This window comes from Ferruginibacter sp. (assembly GCF_031391665.1).
Taxonomy (GTDB): domain Bacteria; phylum Bacteroidota; class Bacteroidia; order Chitinophagales; family Chitinophagaceae; genus Ferruginibacter.
On the sequence record NZ_JANMUN010000038.1, the window covers coordinates 1 to 17,718 of the forward strand.

The 17,718-nt window shown below is 35.1% G+C and carries 16 protein-coding genes; 6 read left to right on the top strand and 10 right to left on the bottom strand.

Going from position 1 to position 17,718, the window contains the following annotated elements:
- Together ACY651_RS03340 and ACY651_RS03345 are read right to left on the bottom strand one after the other, a co-directional pair.
- A partial coding sequence (locus tag ACY651_RS03340) for an ABC transporter transmembrane domain-containing protein (RefSeq protein ID WP_462249704.1) occupies nucleotides 1–497 on the bottom strand: 497 nt, incomplete at its 3' end.
- Between the two features lie 199 nt (nucleotides 498–696).
- On the bottom strand, nucleotides 697–2,925 hold the full coding sequence (locus ACY651_RS03345; protein ID WP_462249706.1) for a hypothetical protein: 2,229 nt from the start codon (nucleotides 2,923–2,925) through the stop codon (nucleotides 697–699).
- A gap of 193 nt (nucleotides 2,926–3,118) precedes the next feature.
- Between ACY651_RS03345 and ACY651_RS03350 the strand changes: the two genes are divergently transcribed.
- Complete coding sequence (locus tag ACY651_RS03350; RefSeq protein ID WP_462249708.1) at nucleotides 3,119–3,793, top strand: response regulator transcription factor; 675 nt, start codon at nucleotides 3,119–3,121, stop codon at nucleotides 3,791–3,793.
- Nucleotides 3,794–3,876: 83 nt separating this feature from the next.
- Nucleotides 3,877–4,926: a sensor histidine kinase gene (locus ACY651_RS03355; protein ID WP_462249710.1), complete on the top strand. Its 1,050-nt coding sequence runs from the start codon at nucleotides 3,877–3,879 to the stop codon at nucleotides 4,924–4,926.
- Between the two features lie 75 nt (nucleotides 4,927–5,001).
- Here the strand turns inward: ACY651_RS03355 and ACY651_RS03360 are convergent, their stop codons facing one another.
- A complete protein-coding gene (locus ACY651_RS03360) occupies nucleotides 5,002–6,507 on the bottom strand; it encodes a choice-of-anchor I family protein (RefSeq protein ID WP_462249712.1) in 1,506 nt (501 codons plus the stop codon).
- Between the two features lie 456 nt (nucleotides 6,508–6,963).
- On the opposite strand from ACY651_RS03360, the gene ACY651_RS03365 reads away from it, so the two are divergent.
- Genes ACY651_RS03365 through ACY651_RS03375 form a run of 3 tightly spaced genes read left to right on the top strand, consistent with a single transcriptional unit; the run spans nucleotide 6,964 to nucleotide 10,273 of the window.
- A complete protein-coding gene (locus ACY651_RS03365) occupies nucleotides 6,964–7,821 on the top strand; it encodes a UDP-2,3-diacylglucosamine diphosphatase (protein ID WP_462249714.1) in 858 nt (285 codons plus the stop codon).
- The gene (locus ACY651_RS03370; RefSeq protein WP_462249716.1) at nucleotides 7,821–8,909 is read left to right on the top strand and encodes a glycosyltransferase family protein; all 1,089 of its coding nucleotides are present in this window, start codon (nucleotides 7,821–7,823) and stop codon (nucleotides 8,907–8,909) included. The genes ACY651_RS03365 and ACY651_RS03370 overlap by 1 nt, the downstream gene beginning before the upstream one ends.
- A gap of 5 nt (nucleotides 8,910–8,914) precedes the next feature.
- Entirely contained in the window at nucleotides 8,915–10,273 is a 1,359-nt protein-coding gene (locus tag ACY651_RS03375; protein ID WP_462249718.1) for a GH1 family beta-glucosidase, read from the top strand.
- A 137-nt stretch (nucleotides 10,274–10,410) separates the two neighbouring features.
- Here the strand turns inward: ACY651_RS03375 and ACY651_RS03380 are convergent, their stop codons facing one another.
- The 3 genes from ACY651_RS03380 to ACY651_RS03390 are packed head-to-tail and all read right to left on the bottom strand — an operon-like array spanning nucleotide 10,411 to nucleotide 13,025.
- A complete protein-coding gene (locus tag ACY651_RS03380; RefSeq protein WP_462249720.1) occupies nucleotides 10,411–11,925 on the bottom strand; it encodes an ArnT family glycosyltransferase in 1,515 nt (504 codons plus the stop codon).
- Nucleotides 11,926–11,952: 27 nt separating this feature from the next.
- The gene (locus ACY651_RS03385) at nucleotides 11,953–12,336 is read right to left on the bottom strand and encodes a GtrA family protein (protein ID WP_462249722.1); all 384 of its coding nucleotides are present in this window, start codon (nucleotides 12,334–12,336) and stop codon (nucleotides 11,953–11,955) included.
- Entirely contained in the window at nucleotides 12,333–13,025 is a 693-nt protein-coding gene (locus tag ACY651_RS03390; RefSeq protein WP_462249724.1) for a phosphatase PAP2 family protein, read from the bottom strand. The genes ACY651_RS03385 and ACY651_RS03390 overlap by 4 nt, the downstream gene beginning before the upstream one ends.
- A 198-nt stretch (nucleotides 13,026–13,223) precedes the next feature.
- On the opposite strand from ACY651_RS03390, the gene ACY651_RS03395 reads away from it, so the two are divergent.
- The gene (locus ACY651_RS03395; RefSeq protein ID WP_462249726.1) at nucleotides 13,224–13,484 is read left to right on the top strand and encodes a hypothetical protein; all 261 of its coding nucleotides are present in this window, start codon (nucleotides 13,224–13,226) and stop codon (nucleotides 13,482–13,484) included.
- 39 nt (nucleotides 13,485–13,523) lie between these two features.
- On the opposite strand, the gene ACY651_RS03400 is transcribed toward ACY651_RS03395, so the two are convergent.
- From ACY651_RS03400 to ACY651_RS03415, 4 genes are all read right to left on the bottom strand, one after another.
- On the bottom strand, nucleotides 13,524–14,627 hold the full coding sequence (locus ACY651_RS03400; protein WP_462249728.1) for a hypothetical protein: 1,104 nt from the start codon (nucleotides 14,625–14,627) through the stop codon (nucleotides 13,524–13,526).
- A 78-nt stretch (nucleotides 14,628–14,705) separates the two neighbouring features.
- Complete coding sequence (locus ACY651_RS03405) at nucleotides 14,706–15,191, bottom strand: hypothetical protein (RefSeq protein ID WP_462249730.1); 486 nt, start codon at nucleotides 15,189–15,191, stop codon at nucleotides 14,706–14,708.
- A 347-nt stretch (nucleotides 15,192–15,538) separates the two neighbouring features.
- On the bottom strand, nucleotides 15,539–17,002 hold the full coding sequence (locus tag ACY651_RS03410) for a hypothetical protein (RefSeq protein WP_462249732.1): 1,464 nt from the start codon (nucleotides 17,000–17,002) through the stop codon (nucleotides 15,539–15,541).
- 30 nt (nucleotides 17,003–17,032) lie between these two features.
- The coding region (locus ACY651_RS03415) for a TonB-dependent receptor domain-containing protein (RefSeq protein ID WP_462249734.1) at nucleotides 17,033–17,718 on the bottom strand (686 nt) is incomplete at its 5' end.

Here is a 17,718-nt window from a genome sequence, read left to right on the forward strand (position 1 = left end):
CTTTCTTTAAAAAAATAAGTGGCAATCATTAATATAGGAAACGGCGCAAGGCAAATTAATGTTAGTTGCCAGTTTACAATAAACATGTAGGTTAAAACAGAAATGATGGAAAGTAAATCGGCAATTATTGGAATCAGGCCATCACTAAAAACATCGTTTATAGATTCAATATCATTTATGGTACGTGTGGTTAATGTGCCAATAGGGGTTTTATCAAACTGGCCTAAATTGAGGTGAAGAATTTTTTTGTAAGTAGTAACCCTTAAATCTTTTACCACACTTTGCCCCAGCGATGCAGTAGAAAATGTAAAATAAAAGCGGCAGATGGTTTCAATTAAGAGTAATACAATTTGTATTACAGTTACTTCAATTATAAAACCTCCCGGACCTTTCATAAAATTTCCGGCAGTATCTCCCTGTATGCCATCGTTAATTGTAAGCTGAATTAAAAATGGCCGTATTGGTGCCATTACTGCCAGTACAACAGAAAGCAGCAAAGAACCATAAAATTTATTTTTGTATGGCTTTGCAAAATAAAATATCCTGCGGAGTAATAAAACGTTGAATACCTTTTTTTTAACAACCGGCTTACCCATTAAGCAAAGATAATCCGTTTGAGGTGTAGTGTTTTGGGTTTAGTTTAAAAAATTGCTGCAGCTTTATTTTGACAAAAGCAAAAACCAAAACTGAAAATCATTATTCTGTTTCTGTTTTTTTATTATAGGCTTTTATAAAGATGGCACCCAGGTTTTTGTAAGGAGGAATATAATCTTCCCAGGTTTCTTTTAACTCTTTTGGTTGTTTTAAAAAGTATGCAGAAAGATTAGCCCACATGTTTTTCCAAACTAATTGTTTACCCGTTAATAAAGTTTGGTTTAAAGTATTGGTAACAATCTGGTTGATATTTCCGGTACCAATTTGTTTGGTAGAAATAATATGGGCATCTGGATTTATTTCAATAAGATGACTTAAATTTTTATAACCGCCACAACTGCCCAGCACTACAATTTTTGCATCGCCGGCCATACGGGCCATTGTACGGTCGAGCCAGTAACTGTGCCCACGATGTGTAACAATGGAGGGTTTAAGATTATTTTTTTTAAGATAACTGTTCAAATGTATTTGTGCACTATCGTCTAAATTTTTATCGTTGTTTAAGGGCCGGTTTACATATATCCAAACCTTAGGGTCTTTAATTGATTTTATTTCCACCCATTCTTTATTGCTGTTATTCATTTTCCATTCTTTGGCCGAAAAGGAATTTACGTAAGAAGGAAAAAACTTTTTACCATCATCATCACCATAAAAGAAAACCTGTTGTACAATGCGACCGCTGTCATCCATCAATGCTTTATTTTCTATGGAGTAAATTGGAGGAATGCCAATTGCTGCACTAAGGTCAATTTTATTACTGCTGTCTGCCGAAAGAAAAATTGTTTTTAATAAACTGTAAATTATTTTACCCCGGTTATTATTGTTGCCAATACAGCGCTGCTCATTATTATTTACGTAACTTAAAATATTAGCCTGCAATTTTTTATTACTGATGCTGCTGTAACTGTCTGCAACATCTACTGCATCTTCAAGGTTTTTTGTGGCCTCCAGTTTGCCCACAAAAGCTTTCATTAAAGTTTCGGAACTGGCGGCAGGCATTAAATTTAAAAAAGTATCCAGCTTATTAAAATTGGCAGCCATCTTAATAAACTTTTTAAAGTAATCGAAGTTTACACTTAACAGTAAAGAATCGGCAGCAGGTTTTTTGCCCATGCGCTGCAGCATACGATTAAAACTGTGTTTATAACTGCTGGTATAAATTTCGCTTTCGCCCATTACAATCATATAATAAATATCAACAGGCGTTAAAGAGTCAATCGCTTTCATCCGCACATTTTCCGGCTTTTCGTGCAGCTCATTTATGGTATTAATAAAATGCTTTAAAGCTTTGCGCTGCAGCATATCTCTTAAACCGTTAGGGCCAAAAAACGCAATAGCCGTATCGCCTTTAATCATTCTTTTGCTGTACTCAATTTCTGTTTGCACCAGCAATTTGTAATAAGCAACGCTGTCATATCCTTTATCTCCGTTGCCAATAATTTTTACCAGGCTGTCGGTTTGTTTTTTGCCCGATACAATATCATCTAAAAAAGGAAAATATAAAAGCGAAGAAGGCATTGTGCTTAATGAAGCAACTGTTTTAACAACAGCGCTGGTATTATTATGAATTAATTTTCCTGCAACAGAGGAAGCATCCTGTGCATATTTGTATACCTGTGCAGGATCGTTTTTGCAAGTTGCAGTAACCAGGCTGTCGGCAAAACTTTCCTTAGCATAAGGCGCAATGGTTTGTAAAATTTTATCGGGGTTTAATGCACAATATTTTAAGTAAACAATATTTTTGCTTTGGGCATAGCCTTTATTACTTACAAAAATTTCTGCTGTAATATTACCTACTTCATAAGGCACCCCATCAATATAAGATGCCATACTCTGGCCTTCAATTGTAGCCGACATTATTTTTTCAAAATTATCAATCAGCAAAGAGGCGTACACCGGCTTTATTTTATTGGCTCGCCAGTTGGCCCGGAATGTTTTAATTAAACTTTCAGCATAGGTAAGGTAGCGTACTTTTTCGTTATTGGCTTTTATTTTATCGTTTACCTCAATACTATCCTGCAGAATATCTATTTTTCTAAAAATGGCATCAGATACCGCAAGATTAATTTCTTCGTTAGAAGAAATATTCATTTTGCCATCAACTTTTCCATCGGCTTTATCCAATAGTTTCTGCTCTTCATTTATTTTATCATGAAAGCGCTGCCTTTGTATGGGAGGCTTAATAGTATCGAAAGTTGCAAAGGTATTTACCCAACAAATCAATAATAAGAGGATTAAAAAAGTATTCTTCATCATATAGTTATACTGCAAAGATGCTGAAATTTTATTTAGGGTTGTACAGGCTGTATTATTTAAGCTTTTACATGATTTGTAAAAACCATATTTTAAAAATTTTAGTTTACCGTTACAGTGCAGGTTTGCCTTAACAATTTGATAATATGCCAAAGCCTTAAAACTGATTGTGGATAATTGATTAAGAGTATTTTTGCCCAGCATTTTACGTATGAGTATTGTTAAAAAAATATTAATTGCCGATGATGAGCCAGATATCCTGGAAATCATTCAGTACAATTTACAGGCCGAAGGTTTTGAAGTAATTACGGCAAAAAACGGTAACGAAGCCATTGAAAAGGCCAAACGAACCCTGCCCGATCTAATTATTTTAGATATTATGATGCCCGGCAAAACCGGTATGGAAGTTTGTAATGTGCTGCGGCAGCAACCAGCATTTAAAAACACCCTCATTATATTTTTAACCGCACTTAGTGATGAAAGTACCGAAGTAAAAGGGTTGGAAAGTGGCGCCGACGATTACCTTACCAAACCAATAAGCCCTAAGGTTTTGGTGAGTAAAGTAAATGCGTTGTTCAGAAGATTTACGAACGACAGCCCTAAAGTATTAAAGGTTGGCGATTTGGAAATTGACAGAGAAAAATACATGATTAATTTTAAGGGTACGGATATAGTTTTAGCAAGAAAAGAATTTGAACTGCTTTCTTTACTGGCAGGTAAACCGGGTAAAGTTTTCCTCAGAAATGAAATTTTAAATACCATTTGGGGTACCGAAGTAATAGTTGGCGACCGTACCATTGATGTACACATCCGCAAAATTCGCCAAAAATTAGACCTCGACTGCATCAGCACTGTAAAAGGTGTGGGGTATAAGTTTGAAATATAGCCCCATCTCCTAAGGGGTGTTATTGATGTTGTAATTATAATAAATATCTTCGCTAAAATAATTCCCCTTTAGGGGTTAGGGGTATGCTCTCTCAAAAAAACTTTTCGCCGCAACAATTATCTGCACTTACTGCTCTGGCATTATCGGTGCCTATTGCAATTGGTATTTTTGTTTTTAAACCTGTTTGGTGGATTGCCCTATTGTCTTTTGTTGTAATTTTTATGGGCAGCTTTGCATTAATATCTTACACACTGCAAACTTTTATCTACCGAAAAATAAAATTGATTTACAAACTTATTTATCAAACCAAAGCCAGTAAAAGAGAAGAATTTTATTATAAAAATATTTTACCTCAAAAAGGAATTGATGAAGTAAGGGAAGATGTGGAAGCATGGGCAGAACAAAGAAAAGAAGAGATAGAAATGCTGCAGCAAAATGAAACCTACCGCAAAGAATTTTTACAAAACCTGAGTCACGAATTAAAGACACCCATTTTTGCCATACAGGGTTATGTAGATACGTTGATTAACGGTGCTTTGGAAAACCCGGAAGTAAATAAAAAATTTTTAGCCAGCACTTCCCGTAATATTGACCGGCTGGTAAACCTGGTAGATGATTTAGATGAAATTTCTAAATTAGAAAGCGGCGAGCAGTTATTGTACCAGGAAAACTTTGTGATACAGGATATTTTAAAAGAAGTGTATGAATCGCTGGCAATAAAAGCCGATGAAAAAGAAATTAAATGCATTATAAAAAAAGGTTGCGAAGTGGCGTTAACGGTATATGCCGATAAAGAAAAAATACGCCAGGTTTTTATAAACGTGGTGGATAATGCTATAAAATACGGCAAGCAAAATGGTACAATAGAAAGTAGTTTTTACAGGGTAGATGGTAAAACTGTTTTAATAGAAATAAGTGACGATGGTTCTGGTATTTCGGAAGAACATTTACCCAGGATATTTGAACGCTTTTACCGTACAGATTTAGCAAGAAGCAGAAAAGTTGGTGGCAGTGGTTTAGGTTTATCTATTTGCAAACATATTGTAGAAGCACATGGCCAAACCATTCATGTACGCAGCAAAATTGATGTAGGCACTACATTTGGTTTTACATTGCCTAAAAAGAAAGATTAAATTTATAATAATAAAAAGGAGAAAGGTACTTTTTTAAAAGCGCCTTCTCCTTTTTTATAAAAACCATTTTGTTGTTTACAGTTTGTCGGCCTTGTATATTTTAATTACACCATCATTTTCGCTGCTTACCACCACCAGGCTTTGGCCAATGGGGCTTTTAGATGCAGGAATAAAAAGTACACCTTCGGGTGCATCGCCAGTTGCAAACATTTTTATAAAAACAGGTGCAGTGGGATTAGTTACATCGTAAACTGCAACTGCATCTACTCTTTCCATACCCACAAAGGCAATTGTTTTTGCACCTACTTTACCTAAAGTAATTGCTTCGGGTTCGGCACCCTTATCATCGCTGCGATTATCATCATACACACCCAGTTCTTTTGCTTTTACATCCAGTTCGTTTTTGCTGTCATAAACTAAATCTCCTGTTGTGCCATTCCAAACACTAAACGATCTTGCACCAAAACTATACAGTGCATCAAAGTCGCCATCATTATCTGTATCGCCTAAAGTAGTGGTAATATTAAGTCTGCCTAATTGTGCATCTAATTTAAGTGTGGCTGCATTGGGAAATGCTGTGGCATCCAAAGCAATATCTTTTACTCTTTTTATTTCGCTAAAACCGGTGTATTCTCTTGCATCTCCTTCGTTGGCGGTAAATAAATAAGTGGTGCCATTGTAGTTTGCAGATGTTATTGCATCAGGCATATAAGTACCATAAACTTTCCATGGGTTAAAGTTTATGCCACCTTCCTTATCGCTTGGGTCTATGGCATTGGCGGCAGTATTATAATCTTTAAATCCTAATGGAAATATTTTTGTAATAGTTTTTGAAGTAAGATCAATAACTGCAATAGCATTATTTTCCTGCAGTGTTACCCATGCCGTTTTAGAATCGGAAGAAACAGTGATGTACTCAGGTTCCACATCTTTAGCAATATCTTTTCCCGGCCCAAAAACACGAAAGCCTTTGGCAGATAAAGCAGTTAACTGCGATGCGAAAGAAGCAAAATTTATTGTAGTTACACTGTAATTATTATCTACACTTATTATAGAAATAGTGCCTTCGGGATCGTTAGTATATGCAGCATCAGGTTCTGCTTCGTTAGCAGTAAGAATGTATTTACCATCGGGGCTGTAAATTACCATATCCGGTAATGCTCCCACAGCAATTATTTTTTCTTCGGCATAAGTAGAAGTATTAAATATTACTACTTTACCTGTGTTTTGTTTGTTGGAAGCTTCAATTGCAGCAGCCAGTTTTCCATTACTTACATCAACACTGTTTACATAGCCACCATAAGCACTAAGATTAATTGAATGTATAACGCCGGCGGCTGAAGGAGTTGCAATATCAATAACATCAATTTTATTTAGGCTGCCGTTATTTACTGCAAATAACCGTTTGGTTTGCGGATCAAATGTGGTAATTTCTGCAGCACCTAAGCCACCCAGGTTAAGCGAAGCTATTTCTTTGTAAGTTGCCGGATCTTCATTTACAATTATTTCTGGCGAGGTGCTATCATTTTTTTTACAGGCCATAAAGGCAATAAGGAGAAAAGCTGCTGCTGTTTTTTTCATTTGTATATTTTTTTTGAAAGACGATAGCAGTATGTTGCGGCAAACCTGCTGCCGCTGTAAAATGACTGCGTTTAATTTTGCTGTTAGTTTTTTAAAAAGATATAATTAGTTTTTGCAAAATTGTCGGCTTTGTATTAAGCTTATGTTAAGCCAGTATTAATAAATAATTAAGCTAATTACTTTTACCGGTTTGCATAAGTATTATTAAGAGATAAAAAACTAAAAGTTGGATGGCTCATTTACACTGCGTAACAATTGGGTAACAATCAGGTAACATTCTGTTAAAGCAGGCGTAAACATTTGTTTAAAGTAATTGCTTCAATTTGTAATTATTACTAAACCCAACATCTTCGTTATGAAAGATATTAAATATTTTTTTCTAAAACTTTCAGTAAGAATTTTTTTACCGATGCTTTCTGCTTTTTATCCGGCGCTAAAATTTTATAAAATCCATTAATGGATAAAATAAAACGGCGCAGGCTGGATATTTTGGTATTGAGTGATGTACACCTTGGTACTTTCGGATGCCATGCTAAGGAACTATTGCATTACCTTAAAACTGTTAAGCCAAAAACGGTAATACTTAATGGAGATATTATTGATATCTGGCAGTTTAGCAAACGCTACTGGCCCAAAGCGCACATGAAGGTTATAAAATATTTAATGCACTGGATGAGCAAAGGTGTTAAAATTTATTATATAACTGGTAACCACGATGAGATGCTGCGGAAGTTTGCCGGTTTTAAAATGGGTACACTAAGAATTGTAAACAAAGTAATTTTAGATCTGGAGGATGGAAAAAAAGCCTGGTTTTTTCATGGGGATGTTTTCGATGTAACTATGCAGCATAGTAAATGGCTTGCAAAATTGGGAGCGGTAGGTTACGATACATTAATTCTCATTAACAGGTTTGCAAATTTTATTTCCGAAAAAATATTTAAGAAAGGCAAACTTTCTTTATCAAAAAAAATAAAGAACAGTGTAAAGAGTGCAGTAAAATTTATAAATAGTTTTGAACAAACTGCAGCCGACATCGCCATAAGCAATAATTATCATTATGTTGTTTGCGGTCACATTCATCAGCCCGAAATAAGAGCCATAGAAAATGAGCACGGAAAAACAATATACCTCAACAGCGGCGACTGGATTGAAAATTTAACGGCACTGGAATATGTAAACAACGAATGGAAAATTTATAAATTTGACGAAGCCGAATTACTGCAAATGAATACAACTGCTGCAGAAGATGAAGAATTAGATAACAGCAAACTGTTTGATAATATGGTGGAAGAATTTAACTTACTCCGTAACTGATGAAAATATTATACGCCATACAAGGTACAGGCAACGGCCATTTAAGCAGGGCAAGAGACATTATTCCTTTGCTGCAGCAAAAAGGCGAGCTGGATATTTTGGTAAGCGGTATACAGGCCGATGTAGAACTGCCTTATCCTGTAAAATTTAAATTTAAAGGCCTCAGTTTTATTTTTGGTAAAAACGGCGGCGTTGATTTAATTGCTACTTATAAAAAAAGCAATTTAAAACAACTGTATAAAGAAATTAAAAGCCTGCCTGTTGAAGAATATGATTTAGTGATAAACGATTTTGAACCCGTAAGCGCATGGGCCTGTAAGATGAAACATAAAGAATGCATTGGACTAAGCCACCAGGCAGCAGTAATAAATAAAAAATCTCCCAAACCTAAAAATAAAGATATAGTTGGTAAAGCGGTACTGCATAATTATGCACCGGTAACAGCAGCTTATGGTTTTCATTTTGGTGCTTACGATAAAAATATTTTTACACCAGTAATAAGAGATCAGGTTAGAAATGCAAAGGCAGAAGATAAAAACCATTACACAGTTTATTTACCTGCCTACAGCGATGAAAGAGTTATTAAAGTATTGGGAGAAATAAAAAATATTAACTGGCAGGTATTCAGCAAACATTCAAAAAAGGAATATCAACTAAAAAATATTTACATAAGGCCGGTAAATAATGATGAATTTATTGAAAGCCTTTTAAACTGCACAGGAATTTTATGCGGCGCCGGTTTTGAAACACCTGCCGAAGCTTTGTTTTTAAAAAAGAAATTGATGGTTATACCCATGAAGGGACAGTACGAGCAGCAATGCAATGCGGCAGCATTAAAAACAATGGGAGTGCCTGTTATAAAAACACTGAAGAAAAAACATTTTGATAAAATTACATCATGGGTGCAGGGCAAACAATTTATCCCGGTAAACTATACCAACAGTACCGAAAGAATAATAAATATGATCATAAAAAAACATGGTAATGTACCGGCACAAAAGAATGTTGTGTTAGGTGAAGCCATTCATTCAGTAAAAAAATTAAAGGATAAAAGCCTTGGAAAAATATTAAATAAACTTGCTGAATAATTTTTATGCTCTTTACTAAAGATGATTTTGGAGATGATTTTAAATGGGGCGTTTCCACTGCTGCTTATCAAATAGAAGGGGCACATAATATTGATGGCAAAGGTTTATCCATTTGGGATACTTTTTCTCAAAAAAAGAAAAAAATATTTAATAACCACAACGGAAATACTGCCTGCGACTTTTATACACATTATGCCGACGATATTGCGCTGCTGTATAAATTAAATATTCCCAATTACAGGTTTTCAATTTCGTGGAGCCGTATTTTACCACACGGTATTGGCGCCGTAAATATTAAAGGCATTGATTTTTATAATAAAGTAATTGATTTTTGTTTAGAGCTGGGTATTGAACCATGGATAACTTTATACCACTGGGATTTACCACAGGAGCTCCAGCAAAAAGGTGGTTGGGCCAACAGGGAAATTATTAATTGGTTTAGTTATTTTGTGGATTGCTGCATAAAAAATTTTGGCGACAGGGTTAAACGCTGGATGGTGTTGAATGAACCGATGGTATTTACTGGTGCAGGATACTTTTTAGGAGTACATGCACCTGGTAAAAAAGGATTAAGCAGTTTTTTAGCAGCTGCACATCATGCAGCACTTTGCCAGGCCGAAGGCGGAAGAATTATAAAAACATTGAGAAGTGATTGCAAAGTGGGAACAACATTTTCTTATTCTCATGTAGAGCCTTACAGAACTGGTAACGAAAAAGATTTAAAAGCTGCACTAAAAGTAGATGCCTTACTTAACCGGATGTTTATTGAGCCATTGCTGGGGTTGGGTTATCCAACAAAGGATTTAAAAATTCTGGAACGCATAGAACGATTCATGTATCCGCATGATGAAAAGAAATTGAAATTTGATATGGATTTTACAGGATTGCAAAATTATACCAGAGAAATTGTAAGCCATGCGCCGCTGATGCCTTTTGTAAAAGCAAAAATTATTAAGGCAAGCAAAAGAAATGTACAACATACATTAATGGATTGGGAAATACACCCGCCCAGTATTTACAATGCTTTAAAGCGCTACAGCAGTTACCAACAAATAAAAGAAATTATTGTAACAGAAAACGGAGCTGCATTTACCGATGCACACGAAGAAGGCATGGTTAACGACAGTGAACGTGTAAAATATTTGCAGGATTATATTGCACAGGTTTTACTGGCAAAAAAAGAAGGCGTAAAAGTAAATGGTTATTTTGTATGGACACTGATGGATAATTTTGAATGGGCCGAAGGATTTTACCCCAGGTTTGGTTTAGTGTATGTAGATTTTGCTACGCAACAAAGAGTTGTAAAAAACTCCGGCAGATGGTACAGCCAGTTTTTAAAAAATACCGTTCCCGCCTCAATGTAAAGTCAGTAGAAAAGTGTAATAAACTAACCAGGCGATTACTTAAGAAATTGCAGTGTTTTTTATAATGCTGTTACAATGCAATTGCGCCAAAACAAATAATTTTTATAATTATTAAAACTTTATAACGTTTGGGAATTTTATTTTGCAATGTAATTTTTCAAACGCCAGATATAAAAATTACGGCACACAGTACCATTTCTTTTTTGCTCCATTATAACCGGCCTAAGTATAGTAGAAAAATAGGGAGCATAAATTGCTTTTGCATCTGCAAAATAATTAGACGGTACAATACAGTATGCATCATCACCAGCCTGTAATTTTTTGCGACCTTTATTTATCCATTGATATTGATGTATATCAGTAATATCTCCAAAGGCAATTAAATCTTTTTGTAAGGGCAAAGCAACATAGTAATCAATATGCGAAGCAGGAAACCATTTATTGCTTAAAATAACGGCATCTTTTTTTATGGCACCCGACTGTAAATCTGCCGCAACTATTTTTTCAAAATTTATTTTTAAATTGTGCCAGCCATACATATCTAAAGTAAAATCGCCTTCTCCTAAAAACTGTTTTTCTTTTTTGCCTAATGTGCCGGGTTTAAAATTTACCAGTATAATACCGGCTGTAATAAATGTTACTGTAATAATGGTTGAATAGAGTAAAGGTTTTGGCATTAAACTTATTTGTAAAGCAGGACTTTGTTGGCTAAGATAGCAGGCAGTTAATAAAATAAGTCCGCTGTATGCCGGCCCAGTCCAGTGAGGCAGTACATCTTTAAAAAGAGAAACAATAGCAGCAATAATAATGAGAGGTAAACTGCACAACAACAATATCCTTTTTTGCGATGGTAAAATGGGTGGTCTATTTTTAAATGCAGCGGCAGTACCAATAGCAAGTAAAAAGAAAATTACCGGGTTGCAGTAAAATACCTGGCCGGCAGTAAAAGTTAAAAAAGAATTGATATTAAAACCACCTTCCGATACATTCACTCTGTTACTATGGTAGAGATAAGTAACAAAATGATTATTGATATTCCATTGTATTACAGGGTAAAAAAATAGTAAAGTAATTATACCTGAGAGATAAAGTACAGGTTCTTTCAACCATTGCCTGTTATAAAAAATAATGTAGAGTAAAAAACCTAACCATAAAAAAGCAGTGTGAACTTTACAAAGCATACCAAGTCCTGCTATGATACCAAATAATAAAATTTTCTTTTTGCTTATTGTGTTAACAGCATTCAATGGTGCAAAATCAATCAATAAATACAAGGCTGCTGCCCAGCAAACCATTTGAGGTGAATCGGGCAAAATAAAGGTGCCTGCGATTATACTTCCATAAATAGTGGCTGTATAAATTACCCCGGCTAAAAAGCCTGTGTACTCATTATTTAATTTTTTTCCACACAAAAAAAATATCCAGGTAGTTGCGGCAGCCGATGCTGTCGCACCAAGGCGAATAAAAAATTCATTATCAAAAAAAAGGTTGGCAGTGGTAAACCTTATCAACCATCCCACCATCGGTGGATGATCAAAATAATTCCATTGAAGCTGCTGTGCATACATGCGGTAATACACTTCATCATTACCCAGTTCTGTACAACTGGCAGTAATACACCGTATCACTGTTGCAACTGCAATTAGCAACAATGTTTTCTTTTTATAATTCAACAGAAATCAATTAAAAGTAAAAAGAAAATTTACAAAGTAGTTCCAGAAAAAAACAAGGCCGGTTACAGCAAATTTTAAGATGTAAAAATTCTTTTTTGAATGCTTTAACAAAAGGAATAAAAGTAAATTATTTATCAACAGGCCGCTTACAGATACCAATGCAAATTTTAAAAACTGTTCGCCAAAAGGGTGCGTATGGTCTTCAAATGTCCAGTACCTGTTCAATAAAAAATTATTGATAACAGCAGCGCAAAATCCTAAGGAGTTAGCAATATATTTATTAACCTTTATTATTTCTTTACAAAACCATGTAACAGAAAAATCTATTGCCATACCACTTAAGCCAACGAGGCCAAATTTTAAAAACCGGCCATCAATTATAGTACTCATAATGGCTGAAGAGCTGATGGTGCGGATGAAGTATTATGAGATAAGCGGTGCATTTTTTTTACTGATTTTTTTATACCCTTAATATTTTTAGCTAAATAAACAGCCAGTGCACCGGAACTGCTGCCGATTACTGCACCCACCATCACATCAAGCAAAAAATGCTGTGCAAGATAAATACGGGAATAACCAACAAGTATTGCAGCAATCAAAATAAACAACTGCCAGCTTTTATCTTTCATCATTAATACTATTACTGTGGCAATGGCAAATGCTGTAGCGGTGTGCCCCGATGGGAAGCTGGAATTATTAGCAAGGGTTACGCCATCAATAAAATGCAGGTATTGGCCCGATTCAAAAAATAATTTTGGTCTTGGTGAGTCAATTAGATTCTTTATTATTTGTACCACAATACCCGAAATTAAAAAGGAATACAGTAGTGCAAGTGCCTGTTGTTTTCTTTTATAATAAAAAAACATTGCTGCAATAAGGCAAAGGGCAAATATACCATCACCAATAAAAGTGTAGTTTATAAAAAATACATTTAATAAAAAAGGGTGGTAACTGTTAAGAGAAATAAAGGCAGCTGTTTTACCATTAGCCAGCAAAAAAAGTATACCAATCAATAAAACAAGTAACAGCCCTGCAAAATATATTTTGCTTAGGCGAAGTGCAGAAGGGTTAGTTTGCATCAGCTAATTTTTATATTGCAAATTACAGGTAGTGGTTTACCTAATTATTACCATAGTATTAAAGCAATGTTACTTCCTTCGTATTTCCATCAATCTTTTTGCAAAATAAATATGCGGTTATCGGTTTGTACAATAAAACTTAACATTAGAAATGGTAAGCTTATATTAAATTTGTGTTATCATTTAATATAACTATCAATGTCAACAAAGAAAAAAGCAGTTAAAAAAACCATTAAGGCCAGTGAAAATACACTGAAAGCAGTAACAGAACAGTTAAATACTTCTTTAACCTCCCTGAAAGTAGAGCTTGGGGAAAAGAAATTTAAAAAAAGAATTAAAAAAGTAGCTAAAAAATTGGTTGCCGGCATTAAAATTCCTCCGGCAAAAAAAGCAGTTATCAAGGCTGTAAAAATAAAATCAACAAACAAAAAAACTATAAACCCTAAACCGGGGAAGTAAAAATAATAATAACAAATTATTCAACTGCAACTAATAAAACTATTTAGCTTGGGGAGTTTTCAACTTTGCCTGCATAAATACAGCATCTGCAACAGAATGTTCAGCAGTAAAATTATATCCCAGTAAAAGGGCAATAGTTTGCGCAAGCTGTTTATTATAAATTTCTGTATCAGTTTTTACTTCACCTTTAGTTTCAAACTCACTTCCTAAAGTCATCAGCCAACTGCTGCTGCTCCCTTTAGTAAACATATCGTGGCGCACCCAATTATTGGCTTTATTGCCACGGCCATGATCAGTAGTAATGATAAAGCTGGTATTATTTTTATAAAACGGATCTTTGTTTACCAAATACCAGAGTTGCGAAAGGTATTCATCAAATAAATGGGCACTTTGCAGGTACGCATCATAATTGCCGCCATGTGCATATTCATCGGTTTCGCCAAAGCCAATGTACACTACTTTAGGGTGCTTAGTCTGTATATATTCTTTTGCGGTTACAAAAGTAAGCATATCATTTCGGGTACTTTGTAAATTATCTACAGCATGCTGCTGCACACCGTTGGCCAGTATTTCTGTATCAGTAAGCGAATCATGTGCAATAGTTTGGTAACCGCTGTTTAAATAAATGGCACTTTCTTTTTTATTAAAAATATATTCAAATAAGTTCCAGCTGGTAAAAGCGGCTACTTTATTTTTATACTCCGGCTGGTCATTTAAAAAATCTAAAACAGTTTGGTTACTGTTATATTTTTTTCGGTTGGCAATTATAGAGTTGTCGGCATAGCCGGTAAAAATTTCGTTGTAACCGGCATAAGAAAAACGGTAAGGGTTGGCTACGGATACTTTATTATCATAATTTCTGTTACCATAAACTGCCCCTTGCTTTGCTAAAGTTTTCCACACAAAGGGCATCAGCATTTTTCTTCTTTCATCAACATTGGTATCCCAAAACATTTGCTTTAGCAGGGCAGTATCTTTTACATAATGTGTATTGTGGAGTATAACCGAATCAGCACCATTAAAAACTTCCTGCCAGCGAAAGCCATCGGTGGTAATAATAAAAATGTTAGGGGATACAGTATCGGATTGAGAAAATATTTGCTTTGTAAAAAAGCAACAGATGAGCAGGATAATAATTTTCATTTACAGAGGTTTTGCAAAGAAACACCTATAACATAAAGTAATTATTAAGAGGGTATTATATAAATATTAAATAAAAAATCAGGCAACAGCCTCTGTAACAATAACACCCTGCGGTTGAAAAACATACCAGCAAAGCGCCATCAGTAAACTGGGGAATTTAGTATCCAGCAAAGATTTTGTTTTATTAAAGCCTGCTGATAAGGTATTAAAACTGCAGGTAAGCAGGCTTGTTTGCATAGCTTCATCGTAAAGCATTAACTCGCCGGAATTGTTTTCGTTATAAACAAAAAAATATTTTTTATCGTTTAACTCCACATAGCCTTTGCCTGTACCCGGTTTTGTTTCTTCTACCTTACCCATTTTTATACCGTACTCATTTTTAATAATAGCCTTAGGCGTTAGTAAGCCTCTTCTTTCAAAAAAGAAAAGCCGCTTGCTTAATTTACTTACAAACCTTGCAATACGTGTACTTTTACTAAAGGAAATATCTGCCACTTTTGTATCGGTTTCCCATAATTCAAAACTTTCCTGTGCAGTACCATTGTTTACGCTAACCCATTTCATAAACTATAGTTTTATTTATTTAAGAGAGTGTGAATATAATTTCAAAAATATTTAAATACACTATGTGAAAAAGAATGTGTTTTAAATGTGCATAGTAACAATTTGGTAACATTAATTTAACACAGAAGTGTAAACAAAAAAGCACCCGATAAGAATAAAGGGTGCGTTTCAAGCATGAGAAAAACTTGCTTTATTGCTTAAGAAAATTTAATTAAAGTAGTTTATATTTCTGTGTGCAAGGTGCTGCTGCAGCATTACTAAATGGTTACAGAAAAATTATTTAAATGTTATTAAAAAATCCCAGTATTTTAACCGGGATTTTAAGTATTTACTATTTGAATTACTAATTAAAATCTTGTCCAGCCTTTCCACCAGCTTGCTAATGCGCCAGATGGGGCAATAGCACCTATAAAATTAGTTTGTGTAAAGAAAGGATCAGTAACTTTTGCATTAGTAAAGCTGGCTCTTGGAGTAATAGTACCACTTATTGTACCTACGATACTTACTGCATTTCCAAAAGGAGTTGGATCAGGAGCAACGTAGTTAAATGGCTGTACAAATAAACTAGAAGGAACGGAGCCGTTTAATATGGCATTTGCCTGTGCAGCGCCTTTAAAATAAGTTACCAAATCGGCAGTGGTATAAGTAGAACCGGTAGGTGCAGAATATTTAATACTATCGGTATTGCCGCCTAAAAATATATTAGACAATACTAAACCAGTACCAACATTTGCACTGGTTGCAGTGCCTGTAGTTCCATCTACATCTATACCCAAAGGCCATCCAATAATTACAGAATTAAACAAAGACATTTCTGAGTTTCTTCTGATGTGTGCACCAGCCCTGTATAGCGAACTGCCCACATTTGAAGCTGTAGCCCTTGGGCCAATAGCTGTCATATTGCTGAATACTACTGATGTTTTTGGTGTGGCAGTAGTACCACCTGCATTGTTATCGCTTTCAAATGCTTCCGATCTTGAGGCATCTGCAATTAATGAATCCCTGATTGATAAGCCAAACTGTACTTTACCGCTGTAGCCGTTATCAGTATCAAAATCATCATCCTGTGTTTTATAAGCTACCAGGTATTTGCAATTTACAGTACCACCGAACCATTCAAAAGCATCATCTTTTGCTAAATAAGTTTGTACATTTTCTATTACAGTTTTGCTGCCTACAGCAGCCATAGTTAAACTGTTAATTTCTTTATCGGGCTGAAATGCATAACCTGCATATTCAATTCTTACATAACGTAAAACACCAGAGTTGTCATCAGCTATGGCAGCAGGCACAACAGCATCACCACTTCCGGCTAAACCATCACCTGTTGCATTATTAACGCCGCCTTCTACTTCAAACAAACCGGCAGTGCCATTAAAGCTGGTATTAATAGGCGCTTTACCACAAATTACAATACCACCCCAATCGCCACTTTGTGGGTTAGGGCTGGCAGAGGTAAAAACAATAGGCTCGGTTGCAGTACCATTAGCTACAATTTTTGCACCACGGGTAATTATTAATGCAGCCACATCGCTACCACTAAAAGACCCTTTAATTGTGGTGCCTGCTTCAATGGTTAATGTTTTATTGTTGGCTATATACACTAAACCTTTTAAGATGTAGGTATTGGCTTTTTTAAAGGTAGTATCCGAGGTAATACGTCCTTCTACTGTAATAGTCTGGCCTGTAGTGCCAGTGCCACCACCAGTGTTAATAGTAACCACTTGTATTTGCCCGTCTGTTTCAATCTTTCTGCAAGCGGTATTGCTCAATGCAATAATGGCTGATAGAATTAAAATGTACTTTTTCATTTTGTTTTTTATGTTTTAAAAAGTTAAAAATTATAAGGAGTAATTAATGCTGAAATTAAATGCAGTACCAAACCTTCTGGTAAAACGGTAGGCATCAGTATTTTTTTGAAATGCATTTGAGCTGTTGGCGTTTTGATAAAAATATTGCACCTTGTTAATGATGTCAGACACATTCATTTTTATTTCGCCTTTACCTTTCGCTATTTTTTTTGCTAATTGAAAATCTAATAAAGGACGTGGTGCTTCATATACATCCGGCGATGATGCGCCTGCAGCTTTATCACCTACTAAAAATATTCTTTCGCCAATTAAATTAAAAAGTACCGTGGCATTTAAACCATATTTAGGTACATCGTATAAAAGGCCAAGGTTAATAAGGTAATTGGATTGGCCCTGTAAGCTCCTGTCTAAACTAAACTTAGCATCAGTTACTTTACTTTTTATTACTGCTACGTTTGATTGAAAAGTAAAATTTTGTATTTTTTCTGAAATAAAATCCAGTTTTTTTCTAAGCTCTAACTCAATGCCTGCGGAATATGCTTTTTCTGCATTTTGATAATTGAAGGTGCTTGCACCACCAATGCCTTCATTAAATAATTGCTCAATAGGGTCTTTAAAATATTTATAAAATACGCCTGCACTGAATACTTCACCAGGCTTGTTATAAAGTTCATAACGCAGATCTAAATTTGTAACCTTGGTGCGTTTTAACTGGG